Source organism: Paenibacillus sp. 2KB_22 (genome assembly GCF_052115745.1).
GTDB lineage: Bacteria > Bacillota > Bacilli > Paenibacillales > Paenibacillaceae > Paenibacillus.
In genome coordinates this window covers 1,358,876-1,373,647 of record NZ_JBFRHG010000002.1, presented here as the reverse complement: position 1 = coordinate 1,373,647, position 14,772 = coordinate 1,358,876, and the positions used below count along the sequence as shown (strand labels likewise).

At 46.5% G+C, this 14,772-nt stretch carries 13 protein-coding genes; 3 read left to right on the top strand and 10 right to left on the bottom strand.

Annotated features, from left to right (window positions below):
* Positions 1-102 precede the first annotated feature (102 nt).
* From AB4111_RS17140 to AB4111_RS17125, 4 genes are all read right to left on the bottom strand, one after another.
* A complete protein-coding gene (locus tag AB4111_RS17140; RefSeq protein WP_442032477.1) occupies positions 103-528 on the bottom strand; it encodes an Rrf2 family transcriptional regulator in 426 nt (141 codons plus the stop codon).
* A gap of 62 nt (positions 529-590) precedes the next feature.
* A complete protein-coding gene (locus tag AB4111_RS17135; RefSeq protein ID WP_442032476.1) occupies positions 591-1,415 on the bottom strand; it encodes a carbohydrate ABC transporter permease in 825 nt (274 codons plus the stop codon).
* 1 nt (position 1,416) lies between these two features.
* On the bottom strand, positions 1,417-2,289 hold the full coding sequence (locus AB4111_RS17130; protein ID WP_210108947.1) for a carbohydrate ABC transporter permease: 873 nt from the start codon (positions 2,287-2,289) through the stop codon (positions 1,417-1,419).
* A gap of 100 nt (positions 2,290-2,389) precedes the next feature.
* A complete protein-coding gene (locus tag AB4111_RS17125; RefSeq protein ID WP_253439493.1) occupies positions 2,390-3,694 on the bottom strand; it encodes an ABC transporter substrate-binding protein in 1,305 nt (434 codons plus the stop codon).
* Between the two features lie 177 nt (positions 3,695-3,871).
* Between AB4111_RS17125 and AB4111_RS17120 the strand changes: the two genes are divergently transcribed.
* Together AB4111_RS17120 and AB4111_RS17115 are read left to right on the top strand one after the other, a co-directional pair.
* Positions 3,872-5,749, top strand: a complete 1,878-nt coding sequence (locus AB4111_RS17120) for a sensor histidine kinase (RefSeq protein WP_442032475.1) — start codon at positions 3,872-3,874, stop codon at positions 5,747-5,749.
* Between the two features lie 3 nt (positions 5,750-5,752).
* On the top strand, positions 5,753-6,562 hold the full coding sequence (locus tag AB4111_RS17115; protein ID WP_442032474.1) for a response regulator transcription factor: 810 nt from the start codon (positions 5,753-5,755) through the stop codon (positions 6,560-6,562).
* On the opposite strand, the gene AB4111_RS17110 is transcribed toward AB4111_RS17115, so the two are convergent.
* From AB4111_RS17110 to nirB, 4 genes are all read right to left on the bottom strand, one after another.
* Positions 6,563-7,192, bottom strand: a complete 630-nt coding sequence (locus AB4111_RS17110) for a YfbR-like 5'-deoxynucleotidase (RefSeq protein WP_442032473.1) — start codon at positions 7,190-7,192, stop codon at positions 6,563-6,565. It lies immediately after the preceding gene.
* 284 nt (positions 7,193-7,476) lie between these two features.
* Positions 7,477-8,259: a formate/nitrite transporter family protein gene (locus AB4111_RS17105; protein WP_338588039.1), complete on the bottom strand. Its 783-nt coding sequence runs from the start codon at positions 8,257-8,259 to the stop codon at positions 7,477-7,479.
* Between the two features lie 47 nt (positions 8,260-8,306).
* Positions 8,307-8,633, bottom strand: coding sequence for a nitrite reductase small subunit NirD (nirD, locus tag AB4111_RS17100; protein WP_253439484.1), 327 nt, complete (start codon positions 8,631-8,633; stop codon positions 8,307-8,309).
* Between the two features lie 55 nt (positions 8,634-8,688).
* The gene (gene nirB, locus AB4111_RS17095) at positions 8,689-11,118 is read right to left on the bottom strand and encodes a nitrite reductase large subunit NirB (protein ID WP_442032472.1); all 2,430 of its coding nucleotides are present in this window, start codon (positions 11,116-11,118) and stop codon (positions 8,689-8,691) included.
* A gap of 276 nt (positions 11,119-11,394) precedes the next feature.
* Here nirB and AB4111_RS17090 point away from each other — a divergent pair, with 276 nt between their 5' ends.
* Positions 11,395-12,102 carry a metal-dependent hydrolase gene (locus AB4111_RS17090; RefSeq protein ID WP_442032471.1) on the top strand — a complete coding sequence of 236 codons (708 nt, stop codon included), beginning with the start codon at positions 11,395-11,397 and terminating at the stop codon, positions 12,100-12,102.
* Positions 12,103-12,599: 497 nt separating this feature from the next.
* Here AB4111_RS17090 and AB4111_RS17085 read toward each other — a convergent pair whose 3' ends face one another.
* Together AB4111_RS17085 and AB4111_RS17080 are read right to left on the bottom strand one after the other, a co-directional pair.
* Positions 12,600-12,923, bottom strand: coding sequence for a hypothetical protein (locus tag AB4111_RS17085; RefSeq protein WP_074095924.1), 324 nt, complete (start codon positions 12,921-12,923; stop codon positions 12,600-12,602).
* Positions 12,924-13,103: 180 nt separating this feature from the next.
* Positions 13,104-14,177, bottom strand: coding sequence for a M42 family metallopeptidase (locus tag AB4111_RS17080; protein WP_442032470.1), 1,074 nt, complete (start codon positions 14,175-14,177; stop codon positions 13,104-13,106).
* Positions 14,178-14,772: the final 595 nt, after the last annotated feature.

The window sequence follows — 14,772 nt, the reverse complement described above, 5'->3', positions numbered from 1 at the left end:
TATAGTCGTATACGGTTATTGCTTGCATATGGATGTAATCAAAAATGTTATAACAGGTGTGATTACAACGAGAGGATTAAAAAAAGCTCACAATGAGCTTTTTTATTCAGAGACATGAATCTGATCCATCATCTGCTGTATGGTTACACGATTCAAGCGCTGTTCCATGGCTGTCTGAGCCTCAATGAGTTCGGCACGCAAGGTGTGTTCAATCATGTTGCCGACCGGACATTTCGGATTCGGATGTTTGTGAAAGTTAAACAATTCCCCATCCTCCACGACCTCAAGCGCTCGATATACATCGAGCAGGGTAATGTGTGCCGGATCTTTCAACAGGGAAGCACCGCCCACACCGGGTCTGACGTCAATCAGACCAGCCTGTTTCAGCTTGGACATGATCCGCCGAATAATCACGGGATTTGTATTCACACTCTGCGCGATTACATCTCCGGTACATTCATTGGGCATAACAGCGATCAGGGACAGCGTATGAACCGCAATGGAAAAGCGACTGCTGATTTGCCTCATGGGATGATCACCACCGTTGTAACTATAATAGTTACAAAAGGATTTGTTGTCAACTATAACTTTTACCCCTTCACCGCCCCTGAAGTTAGTCCTCCTACAATATACTTTTGCCCAATCAGGAACACAATTAACACAGGCAATGACGTGAGCACAATATCGGCGCTGACCAGATTCCATTGGGCACTGAATTGTCCGAAGAAGTTATATACAGCAAGCGTCATCGGCCACATCTCGACTGTATTCAGCATATAGAGTGGGGCGGTGAACTCGTTCCAGATACTCAGAAAATTAAGAACAAATACCGTCACCAGCACGGACGTGAGCAGAGGTACAATAATTCTCAGGAACAGCTTGATTCCGTTACATCCGTCCATGATCGCGGCTTCATCCAGCTCCTTCGGGATGTTGGACACAAACGCATACGTAATGAACAGCGAGATCGGAATGCCCATGGCCGTATACAGCAGAATCATGCCGAGATGTGAATTGATCATGCCCATCGACTTCATGACTTCCATCAGCGGAATGTAGTTGAGCGGAAGTGTGATACCAAGAATCAGGAAGAAATACAGGAACTTGCTGAGCCTCGAATGATTGCGGGATAACGTGAAGGCCGAGAAGGCCACAACAAACACCAGCAGCAGGGAAGAGGCCCCGGAGTGCAGCAGACTGTTGAAAAAAGAACCGCCCAAATGTCCCTGTTCATAGACGATTTTGTAATTTTCAAAGATAAACTTCTCGGGCAGCGTCAGTTTAAGCACTTTGGCCTCGGCGTCCGACTTGAACGAATTCAGTACAATGACGACAAAAGGAATCAAGACCACCAGGCTAAGCAGCCAGGCGATTACATTTAATCCGATGGAAGCGAGTCTTTTTCTCAATCGCATGTTAGTATTCCACCTTTCGATTCATCAAACGAATGATGAAGAAGGAGATGATCGCCATGATGACAAACAGAATGGTAGATAGCGCACTCCCCAGTCCCCAATATCCTTTAGCAAAAGAGGAATAGACCGCGGTGTTAATGACATCTGTCGCGTTACCGGGGCCACCATTGGTTAGCACGTATACGGCATCGAATACTCTCAGCCCATATGTAATATTAAGCACCGTGGCGATGGTAATCGTAGGCATCAGCATCGGAATGGTAATTCGGAACAGCTTCTGCCCGAAGCCGGCGCCATCAATGGAAGCTGCCTCGTAATAATCGCGGGGAATCGCGAGCAGTCCGGCGATGAACAGCACCATGATGTACCCCATGCCTTTCCAGGTATCCACTGCCATGATGGATGGCATGGCCCAGGTCAAGGAGCCCAGCCAGTTCTGGGCCAGAACGTCCAGTCCCATGGAACGCAAGGTCACGTTAACGAACCCGTTGTTGGGGTCAAGCAGACTTTTGAACACAAGGCCAACAATGAGAAACGACAGCACCTGCGGGGAAAAAATGATCATCCGATGCAGATTGGCGGCCTTTACACCGCTGACCAGGAGCAGAGCCAGAAACAAACCCAGAATAGTCTTGGCAATGGACGTAACGAGGGTGAACAGAACGGTATTTTTGATAAAAAGAAGATAGGTAGGATCACCCGCCAGAATGGTACGGAAATGCTCCAGACCGATAAAGTTCTTCTCCGAACTATAACTGTTCCAGTCGGTGAAGGAATAATAGATGCCCAGCAGGGCGGGAGCGACGATAAACAGCAGATATAATACTATTGCTCCAGATGAGAAATACCAGGGATAGATTTTGTTCGCATTCATAACTGGTAACACCTTTCCTTCCTGCCAAAATACATGAGCGGGCAAATGCCCGCTGCATGTAACGCTGTTCAGCGTTTATGTTTATCTGCAATATGCGCTGTTACTGCCACTTCTCATCTTTCAGCACTTTGGCTTGTTCAGCACGGCGTTTATCAATGTTTTGCAGAATCTGATCCGGTGTCATGGCTCCGGCGAACATGCCCGACAAGTCTTTGCCAATATCCATCCATTGTGGATCAATATATTTCACAGCAGCCTGCATGACCGTACCTTTTTCATGGTTTTTCTCATAATCAATATAATCCTGTGTCAGCTTTGGTTCGATTTCCGGCCAGCAAATGGTCAGGTTACCTTCACCTTCATCGAACACACGTTGCAGATGATCATGCTCGGTAATCCAGCGGAAGAATTTCAGCACTTCTTCGGGATGTTTACTGTTTTTGTTACCGAACATCGCAGCTGAACCGCCCGGATTCACACCAATCGTCTGATTATCTCCCCACGGCATCACGAAGAACCCCATATTATCTTTCATTGCCGGGTACGCTTCAGAGACTTCTTTTTCCGTCCCTGGAACCCGCAGCAACATCGCTGCTTTCTCCTGACCAAACGCTTCAATTCCTGCTTCTACCGTATTGGACAAGAAGTCTTTGCCGAAATAGCCGAGATCCGCAAATTCTTTCAACTGTTCAATGACCGTCTTGAGTTGTGTCATATCTGCGATTTTCATCTCATTGTTGTTTAGTTTCTCGTAGGTTCCCGCTGCCGTTTGCTCATAGTTAGGCCCTGTTTCGAACAAAGGCAGAACCTGATACCACCCGCTGGCGGGTGCTTGATAGAACGGAATAATGTCTTTATCCTTAATTTTCTGGCTGATCGCCTTGAATTCGGCATAGGATGTAGGAGGCTCTATACCAAGCTCTTGGAAGATACGTTTGTTATAGTACACATACCAGATTTTCGTTGGCGCAAAAGAAACCCCGTACACCTTGTCATTGTGACTGACGGTTGGCAAAATCTCTTCGGACATCCGACCTGTGAATTCCTCATTGGTCAGGTCAATGGCATTTTCCTCCGGCCTTACGTTAGCCGGCATGCTCAGTGGGTCCACATCGACATTGAAAATGTCAGGTGCTTCGCCAGAGGCCAGCTTCACCTTGATCAGGTCACGCCACTGTGCGTCAGGTACGACCTGAAAGTCAATTTTGACACCGGTCTCCTGTTCATATTCCTTGGCCATCGTCTGCATGATGCCTGTACGTGGAATACCGGATTGGCTAGTTCCAAACGTAAGTGTAACCTTACCGGAACCTTCCGTACTTTTACCTGAGTTGCACCCGGCAAGCAGCAGAGTGGAGAGCAGGAGCACACTTGCAAGCGAAAATATAAATCGTTTTCTCATCATTGAACCTCCCGAAATATAAAGAAAATTGTCACTTGCTGAAACGCTTAATGTAAGCGTATTCTTATGTGGATAACTTTACTGTGAACAGCGAATACGCTCAATAGACAAAAACGTTCTGTTGGGTGGACATTTTCGAATGATGTGACAGATATCATCATAGGACGAGGTGTGTGGGGATTGCGGTATCGATTTGGAACGCTTCAGCAAAGTCTGTTTGCCTATTACTCTGCGGTATTTATTGTCTTTTCCCTCATTGTGGCAGGACTTCTGTATGTTTTTCTTGCGAGTGACATTCGTCATCGAAGTGAAGAACAGCAGAGACAACTGGGGGTATCGATCGTCAGTAATCTGGATCAGGAAGTCGTAAAAATGAACAACTTTTCCATGAATATTGTGTATTCCAATCTGGTAAAAGAACACTTCAGTCACTACTTGGCACCAGCGGAAGAGAGTGAGCAGACACTGACGAGTGATCCGGCATTGTATAAGGATACAACCACACTAATTGATGTCATTCTGGCGATTATCAGCAGCTCCAATACAGCCAAGCAGGCCAATATCTATGATGTGAACGGCAAGATGCTGGGAGCGGGGGCATTCAACGGTCAACTATCGGTAGACCTGACTCAGCGACCGTGGTACAAGGAAACCTGGGAGCGGAGTGGCTGGAGGGTGATCCAGTTGTTACAGGGGGGAGCTTTGCCCATGCCAACAGGTCAGGGGAAGTCAGATCAACCCTACATTTCCCTTACCCGGGTATACAAAGATGGTAATTATGTTAGTCAGGGCGTCGTTGAAATTTTGCAGGATGCCGGAACCCTGTTCCAGCATTTGAATGATTTGCAGGCGAGTAACGAGAATCTTCGCATCTATGTGATGGATGAGCAAAATACACGGCTGTATCCACTTTCACCGGATGGTGATAATTCTCAGGCAGTCCACTTCGATGATGTGGACTTGATTCAGAATCTTTCATTTCCACCGGATACGATGCAGGAGATCACCGATCCTTTGAATCATTCCAAACAGATGATGACGTACATGACGTCACAGGAGACAGGGTGGACCGTTGTTGTCATGCAGTCCAAACAGTCCCTTTTCGCGAGTCTCAACCGGATGGCAGTGATGTTTATCGGTGCCACGTTAGCTACGTTAATGCTGATTCTGGTTCTCTCATATCTGATTTCCAAAAGGGTCACTTTGCCGCTGCATCGCTTGCAGCGCATTATTCAGAAAACGGGTGAGAACGATCTGGTATCAGGCCAGGATTCGGCGCATTTGTTCAAGTTGGAGCATCCGGGTTCCATCCGGGAGATGGATGAGCTGAATGATACGTTTATTCGGCTGAATCAGCAGCTTGTGCAATCTTTTCAGGACAGACTGGCGATGAAATCCCAGGAGACAGAGGCGAGATTACTCGCACTGCAGTCCCAGATGAACCCGCATTTTCTCTACAACAACATCACGAATATCAGCATCATGGCGGAGGAAGGCATGAATGAGCAGATTGTCGCGTTCTGCGGTCATATCGCGTCCATGCTTCGTTATATCTCTACTCCCGGCAAAAACGGGGTTCCACTGTCTCAAGAACTGGATTATTGTGAGCGATATCTGGAGTGTATGAAGATTCGGTTTGAAGATGATCTGCACTACGAGTTTCATATTCCGGAAGAGATGCAGCATATCCATGTTCCGATGTTGATGGTACAACCACTACTTGAAAATGCCATGAAATATGGACTGGGTGATACCCCTCCGTGGAAACTGAATATTACTGGAGATATGGATGCGGTACAGCAGACCTGGCAGATCCATGTGGAAGACAACGGGCCTGGCATGGAACCCGAGGCACTTGCCAAGATCATGCATTACATCGAACAATCGCAGGAGTGGGAGCGTATGCCTGACCTCGAAATTAACGGGATGGGTCTCAAAAATATATGGGTCCGATTGAAATTATGGTATGGCCCGGCAGCCCGCATGCAGATTACGAACAAGCCTTCCGGCGGTGTCCAGATTACAATAGGTGGTTCCATTGGAAAGGAGCATAACTAACCCATGCCAATCAAATATAGAACGATTATTGTGGAAGATGAGGCCCTAATTCGCCGGAATGTCTCGCGCAAATTCAGAGAGCTGGACACCCGGTTCGAGGTGATTGGTGAAGCGAGGAACGGTCAGGAAGCGTTACAGCTCATTGAACATTCCGTACCTGATCTGGTTATAACGGATATACAGATGCCGGTGATGAATGGATTGGAACTCGCCAAACATCTGTACTTTGCCTATCCGCATGTGAAAATTGTCATTCTGAGTGGTTATCATGAATTTGAATATGCACGGCAGGCGATCAGTTACAAGGTGGAGGATTATCTGCTCAAACCATTATCGGAAGAACAGCTTCGCACACTGCTGGATGCGATGGAATTGAAGCTTGGGAGCGCTGTGGATTCGCTTGCCCATGTCAGTGCCGTGCTGGATGAGCAGGTGAAGCCGGAGGATATCGCAGAGGCTGTTAAGCTGTATTTGAAGCAGAATTACATGCATGAGATAACACTCCAGGACATGGCGGGACAGATGCATTTTAGTGTGGACTATCTAGGGAAGTGTTTTAAGAAAGTAACGGGGGAGACTCCGCTGAAATATATGACAGGTCTGCGAATGAATGAAGCGAAACGCATGCTCGTCACCCATGAGAATATGGATATCAAGACGATTGGTGGAGCTGTAGGGTATAGTGATTCCCACTATTTTAGCCGGATCTTCAAAAACAAAACGGGCATGTACCCTAGCGAGTACCGACTGCAATTGCTGGAACGCAAAAAAGCCCTGTCCATGGATGATGAGAACCATGTTGACTTGAGCTGATTACTGGGCCAGAGCTTCTTCGGTTATTTTGCGAATATCAAACGGGGAACGAATACCTTCTTCAATCATGTCGGGGAGAATCTGTTCCAGGAAATACTGCACACAGTGGAGGTCGATATTTTTGATTTTGACCAAGGCATAACGGTACATGACAATAAATTCTTTCTCCGTATTTCCACGTTGGAGTTCGGCAAAGGCTTCGTATACCTGATCCATTTTGTCTGCGACTTCCAGAATCAGTCCTTCGACCGATTGGTCTTTGCCTTCACGCAGCTGTCTGCGGAAGATAGACTGGAACTCCTCAGGAATATTTTCGTTAATAAAATGTTCAACCATGCCTTCTTCCACCTTTTGCAGCATCGATCGTAGTTCCAATGAATAATGTTTGACTGGTGTTTTAATATCACCGATGAAGATTTCACCGTAATCATGACTGCTCGTAATTTCGTATAACTTCTTCCAATCCACGGTGACTCCATGCTGCTCCTCAATATCTGCAAGCGTTTTGGCGTACTGTACCACTTTCCAGGAATGAGCGGAGACGCTGTGTTCTTCGAATTTGAATTTGCCAGGTGTACGAATAATACGTTCGAGATCATTCAGTGACCTGAAGTACGTATGGATTCCCATATAAGCGATCATCCTTTGCTGATTGAGTATAAGTGTGAGTATCCATCGACTATACACCAGTTATGTCAACTGTGGATTAACGCGGATAGCGACGAAGGTAAAATGAATTTTAATTCTCTATAGAAGGATGAGAGGGTGAAAGGGAACCATACGAGAGAGTACGCAGCTTATCGACAACATAAAAAGCCACGATGTATGACTGAACGTAAGTTCGGCATCCATCGTGGCTTTAATGTGTAGATGTTGTGTTACCTAGCACTACATAGTTGCTGTTGAATGAAGAATTATGATTTTTTACGTACCGGTGAAGTATACCAGTAAGCCATTCCGACAAAGAGGGCACCGCCGATGATATTACCAAGCGTCACCGGGATCATGTTATGAAACCAGCCTGCCAGCGTAATGGTATCCGGGTGGTTTGGCAACAGCCAAGACAAGGACAGCAAAGTCATATTGGCAACACTGTGCTCATACCCACTTGCAATAAAGGCGTACAGACACCACCAGATGAGCGCAATTTTGGCGATATCCTCTTTCGTGCGAGCAGCCATCCAGATCGCCAGACAGACGAGCCAGTTACAGAGAATGCCGCGAAAGAACAACTCCGATACGGGAGCGGCCATCTTTTTGGCAGAAGCGACGAATAACAGATGTTCAGGCGCAGCCGTTTTGAACAGGCCGCTGCCTACAATAAGCAGACTGAGCAGGATCGCCCCTAGCAAGTTGCCGAGGAAGACGAGTCCCCAGTTTTTCAGTGTATCTTTAACTGTGGTCCGGCCTGCGAGCGTGCTCATGGTGAAAAACATGTTGTTGCCTGTAAATAGTTCCGAGCCGGCAAAGATGACCAGCGTGAGGGCGAGTCCGAAGGACATGCCCATCAACATGGTTTGCAGTGGTGACTGTGCCGCAAGGAGCGGAGCACCGATACTGAAGATCAGCACGATGCCAAGTCCTACATAGGCACCCGCCATTAAGGCGGCAACCATGTAGCGTGAAAGATTGGAGTTCATCTGATCCCGTTTTTTAACCGCAGCTTCAATAATTCCCTCAACACTTGGTGTATACATCACGGTTCCCCCATTATTTGCATCAATCTATGAACGTTTCAATGGAGCTATATTTCGATCCAGACCTGGCCGTTCTCTACCTTCACCGGATACATCTGCACTTGCCCATTGTCCGGCGCTTGCACAACACCGGTAGTGAGGTCAATTTTCCAATCATACAGCGGATCGTACAGATAATGTCCTGACACGATGCCTTCTGCAAGCGGCCCACCCTTGGGGTGGGGATTGTGATTATCCACAGCGAAGATGGTGCCATCCGATGCACGAAAGACAGCAAGCTGACGGTCCTGAATCTCAACTACTCTTCCGATTCGTGGCAGGAATTCTTCAACTACTCCGGCAGGGAAGTAGGTGGCTGATTGTTTTGTCGTCATCTTAAACCACTCCTTATCTATTTAACATTCTCCAGTGTTATTCTTGCAAGCTTGCTTATGGACGAGCCGACACTTCGATACCATGGAACATTTTACTTTGGCCTTCCTCATTGCGAATCGCTTTTTGCCAAGGTTCTTCAACATGCTCAAGTGCGAATTCAATCCGCTGCATCAATGCTTTGCGTTCCTCAAGGTTATCCACGACAACCGAACGAATATCCTCCAGACCCATGCGTTCCACCCACTCCGAAGTCCGTTCCAGGTAGTTACCTGTCTCGCGGTAATATTGCATGATCGCTCCGCACAGTTCAATCAACTCTTCATCCGTTTTCACTTTGCATAGGGAATCAGCCAGTCTTGCTTTAATACCGCCGTTACCACCGATGAAGATTTCCCAGCCGCCGTCGTTACCAACAATACCGATATCTTTTGTACATGCCTCTGCACAGTTCCGTGGACAACCGTTGACGGCATATTTAAACTTGGCTGGCAGATCGAGGCGTTCAAATTTACGTTCGATGCGAGCGCCCATTGCCATGGAATCCTGTGTACCGAATCGGCAGAATTGGGAGCCGACACATGTTTTGACCGTACGCAGCGATTTGGCGTATGCATAACCTGAAGGCATATCGAGTTCTGCCCAGACTTTGGTCAGATCTTCTTTTTTGACACCAATCAAGTCGAGGCGCTGACCGCCGGTAACTTTAACTGCTTTAACATCATATTTGACTGAAACATCAGCAATGCGTTTGAGGTCCGCTGGTGTAGTCACCCCGCCATACATCCGAGGTACAACTGTATAGGTCCCATCTTTTTGAATATTTGCGTTCATGCGTTCGTTAACAAAACGGGATTCCTTCTCATCTTCATGTGTGTCTGGTGCAATCATGCCAAGATAATAGTTGATTGCCGGGCGACATTTGGAGCAACCCTCAGGCTGACTCCAACCCAGTACATTCATAACTTCTTTGGTCGTTTGCAGTCCTTTTTGACGAATCTCGGCTACAATCTCATCCCGTCCCATGGAAGTACATCCGCATATGCCTTGTTTGGCTCCACTGCTGAAGTTATCACCAAGTACATATTGCAGAATCTGTTCCACAACCGGTTTACATCCGCCGCAAGAGCGGGTTGCACCCGTACAGGCTTTGATTTCATCTACGCTGGTAAGTCCTTGGTTCGTGATGACATCGACAATCGTGCCTTTAGTTACACCGTTACATCCACAGACAATCTCGTCTTCCGCCATCGTTTCTACAGAGGTGGTTTTCTTATGACCGCCGCAGCCTGTCCCCATGAGTGAGCTATACAATTCTTCGGTCATTTCGGTCTGTTGTTTGATCAGTTTCTGCAATTCGGCAGAATCCGTAATGTCACCGAATAGAACGGCACCGACCATTTTATTATCGCGGAGCAGAATTTTTTTGTAGGTCCGTTTCCAGTCGTCTTTGTGTGAAATGACGGTGTGTTCCGGACTGTCGATGAATTCACCAGTTGAAAAGACGTCCACACCCGAAATTTTCAATTTCGTGGATACTACTGAACCTTCATAAGGAGCCGTCTCTACACCACAGATATGTTTCGCGAGAATCATGCCCTGCTCGAACAATGGGGCAACGAGGCCGTAACATACACCGCGGTGCTCTGTACATTCCCCAACCGAATACACATTGTCAAGTGAAGTCTGCATATAGTCATTTACGACAATACCCCGGTTTACTTCCATACCGCTTTCGCGAGCTACAGCCGTATTGGGTTTAATGCCGACAGCCATGACAACAAAATCAACATTCAGTACAGAATCATCGGCAAAACGAATTCCTTCAACCCGTTCGCCGCCCAGCAGTTCGGAAGTCTGTGCACCCATTTTGAAGCGGATACCCTGACGTTCAAGTTCCGCCTTCAACATGGCTGAAGCTTGCGGATCAAGCTGACGCTCCATCAGATCCTGCATCAGATGCACTACGGTAACTTCCATGCCGAGTTGTACCAGACCTTTGGCAGCTTCAAGACCAAGCAGTCCGCCCCCGATCACGGCCGCTCTTTTGTACTGTTTGGCAGCGTCCAGCATGACATTACAATCGGCGATGTCGCGGAAACCGACTACGCCTTGCTTGTCATGTCCCGGTACGGGGAGAATGAAGGAGTTGGAGCCTGTTGCAATGATAATTTTGTCGTAAGGAACACGAGTCCCATCTTCAGTCACAACTTCGTGTGTCTCGGCATCGATTCGTGTAACTGTTGTGCCTGTGTGCAGCGTAATACCGTAATCTTCATACCAGTGTAGGTCGTTCAGGACGATGTCGTCGAGCGTTTTGCTTCCTTCCAGTACGTAAGACAACATAATGCGGTTGTAGTTGGGATAGGGCTCTGTGCCAAAAACGGTAATATCAAATCGCGTAGTTAATTTTAGAATTTGTTCAACGGTACTGATTCCTGCCATACCGTTACCAATGATAATGAGGTTCTCTTTTTTTCCGTTCATGTGTGTATGCCTCCTTGATTAGACGCTGTACAGTACCCAAAATTTTAATGGTTTATATTTGAAATTATACAAGTAGTTAACGATAGTTTATGTGATTTAATTCACTAATAAAGATAGTTCAGTCATAAATTCTTTGGTGTGAGCCCCATCACAGAATTTTATTTTTATTTTCAAACAAATAAGAAATACGAACTATTGTTCTTGTTTTGGTTTCGTTGTACTATCAAAAGTGGGCTATGTATGTTCCCTATCTCTTCGAAAGGACGTTTTTGCATCATGATGGGAAGATCCCACCTTATTATCGGGACAGGCGTATCGCTATCTTTGCTGCAGTTGGCTGGTATGCCGGTGACTGCACCGGCAGTTACGGTTGCTCTGATTGGTTCATTATTGCCTGACATCGATGAGCCGAATTCGCTGCTGGTATCGAAAGCCTTGCCTAACAGTCTGATCAGGTTGTTACAGACGATTCTGTTGCCTACAGCTGTCTTCGTGTATTTCTATGTTCATGCCAAACCATGGAACCTGTTGCTTGCGATCCTCATTGCGCTCGTGTCATTCCTGCCTTCGCGTTCGCTTCGCAAAGTGTTGATGTTCGCCATTGGACTCGGTCTGGTGTTCTACGGTCACGCATTTGCCCCCTGGAATCTGATTGCAGGCAGCCTGCTTATGCTGTGCACCACGCTAACGCATAGGGGATTAACGCATACCCTATACGGCACTGCGATATGGGCTGGTTTACTCTACAGTACGACCCAGCAGCAGGGACCGGAGATCTGGGTAGCGGGAGGTACAGCGTATGCGATGCACCTGTTGGCCGATTCATTAACCAATCGGGGCATTCGTCCGTTACCACCGCTTAAATGGCGTATACGGGTGAATCTGATGAGTACAGGAACCAAGCGTGGGGCTGTCGTAGAGAATGTCTGCATTGTGCTTACCCTTATTTTGGCCTGGATTGCATTCTCACCGTTATTTCTGTAATGATCAAAGGGGCTGTCTCAAAAGGAATTCCGCTTTGTTCCAAGCGCTAACGAACCTACCGCACCTTAAAAGGCAGATCTTCAAATGTTGCAAGATGTAACGAACCTCAGTAACGCTATTTCGTCATAAAGGGCTTCAACACCTAAAAAATCCAGTGAATCGACGAAATAATGTCTCTGTGATTCGTTAGATCTCAGATCTGGCAGATGGGGCGATTAGCGTGTGTCAGGTTCATTAAAACAAAATAACACTAAATGAGGATGCCCCCCGTCATATTCATGACGTATTGGGCATCCTCTTTATCTTTTTTTGTTTTTACCTTTGAGCCATGAGAAGAGAAAAGAGTTACAGAATCAAGTTGCTGTTGGAGTGCTGGATAAACTTTCAATATCTGAGGAACCAAACACAAATAAAACAACAAGAATAAGAACAATTAACAGTTCCGCAAACCCGGCTCCGTCAAACTCGGACATGATGTCCACCTCATTTCTTGGCGATTAAGAATTGATTCTCTGTTGAAATGCCTGTATAACATCATTTAGCGTCATATCGCCGCCAGTTTCATCCAGGAATTGTACCAGTTTGTCTGAATTGGAGGGTGTGACCTTTTGAAGTGTTTTATATTGACCAACCAATTCTACTACCAATGTAGCCTCGCGAAACAACGTGACAGCATCCACTCTCAACTTTCCGCTCACCAATAGCGCTGCTACAATCAGTTCGAGATTTTTCCCTTTGAGGCTTCCGTTAAGGAGGGTATTAGCAGCGTTTGGTTTTTTGTTAGAACCTTTATTTGATTTTCCGTTCCTTCCCACTGCCATAACAGATCCCCCACTAGTTGGTGTTTGGTTATTGATCTTCCATTATCCTATATCTTATGTGGCGTTCGCCATAATGTTCGACCTATTAATCTAGTTGATTGAACCAAAAAAAGAGACATCCCGGTCTAACGGGACATCTCTTTCAGGCATAAATATTTAAGGACTTTCCATTTAACCAAACTACGCGTTATCAATAATGGTATTCATCGTTGTCCGATCAAGACCTTTAACCAGTTTAACAATCAGTTCTTTGGCCGCATCGTAGTCATCCGTATGAATGATGGAAGAAGAGGTGTGGATATAACGTGCACAGATACCAATAACTGTTGATGGTACACCGATACCGCTCAGGTGAACTTGACCTGCATCAGTACCACCTGGTGAGATGAAATACTGCATTTTGATCTGATTGGATGAAGCCGTATCTTGAACATATTCCACCATTCCGCGATGAGTGAACATACCCGGGTCAAAAATACGTAGTAATGCTCCTTCTCCGATATGTCCAAATGACTGTTTGTCACCTGTCATATCATTCGCCGCGCTACAGTCAAGTGCGAAGAAGATATCAGGCTGAATCAGATTGGCCGCCGTACGTGCACCGCGAAGCCCTAGTTCTTCCTGAACCGTTGCACCAGCATAAAGTGTGTTTGGCAGCTTTTCCTTGTGTAACGCTTCAACCAGTTCAAGTGCAAGACCTACGCCGTAACGATTATCCCACGCTTTGGCCATGATTTTTTTCGGGTTCGCCATCGGCGTGAATTCACAGATTGGCACAATCTGCATCCCTGGATGAATGCCCCAGGATTCTGCTTCGGCACGGTTGTCTGCTCCAATATCGAGATACATGGAATTCAGATCAACAGGTTTGTTTCGCTGGGACTCTTCCAGCAAGTGTGTAGGTGTAGAACCAACAACTCCGGTAATCCGACGATCAGGTGTGATGATTTCCAATCGTTGAGAAAGTACAGCCTGACTCCACCATCCACCCAGTGGACGAAATTTGACCATACCTGTTTCGGTAATGCCCGTAGTCATAAAACCAACTTCGTCAAAGTGTCCGGCTACCATAACTTTAGGACCGGATTCCTCTCCCCGTAAAACACCAAATAGACTCCCCAGGCGATCCTGGACGAACTCATCCGTATAAGCGGAAAGCTGCTCTTTCATCCAGCCGCGAAGCTCACGTTCAAAACCGGATGCGGAGGGAAACTCCGTCAAAGTGCGAAACATTTCCATCGTTTTTTCATTCATGTGTCAACAACTCCTCTGTTGGTATGTATTTCAGGTCACAGTAGAACGGCTACCTGCCTGTTGTCCTTTTAGATGTAGTTCAAAAAGTCGACTATCTTCATCTCAACTTCTCGGTACTGAAAACCAGATTTTTTGAACACGCACATTAATATGTTGAGGACTTGTTATTTAACCACTGGTCACATTACAGTATGAACCTTGCGCAAGTGATTGTCCATGTTTATGTCACGTATTTAAGGCATGTTTTGGACGCTTGCCTTATCCATGTTCCATGACTTTATCCGCTGTAGCCGCAGTCCCGATGCTACTTCAATGAATATGAATATACAGAGGGAATGTCATCATTTTATGACGTTTTTTGTACTCCATATTTCCTTGTCTTCACACAGGAAGGAGCTAAATATCAAATGAAGCCTCCAGAAGAGGGCACGGAAAAAGTACTTTTCATCGTTCTTTTTATCTTGCTCGTGATTGTTCTTCTTTATTTATAGAACGTATCTATGAGCCCGCAGATCCGGCGTATTCCCAACCTGTTTCCACCGTATGAGCTTGTTGGAAACATATGCTGTTCGTCGCCGGATACATAACCTTCCGA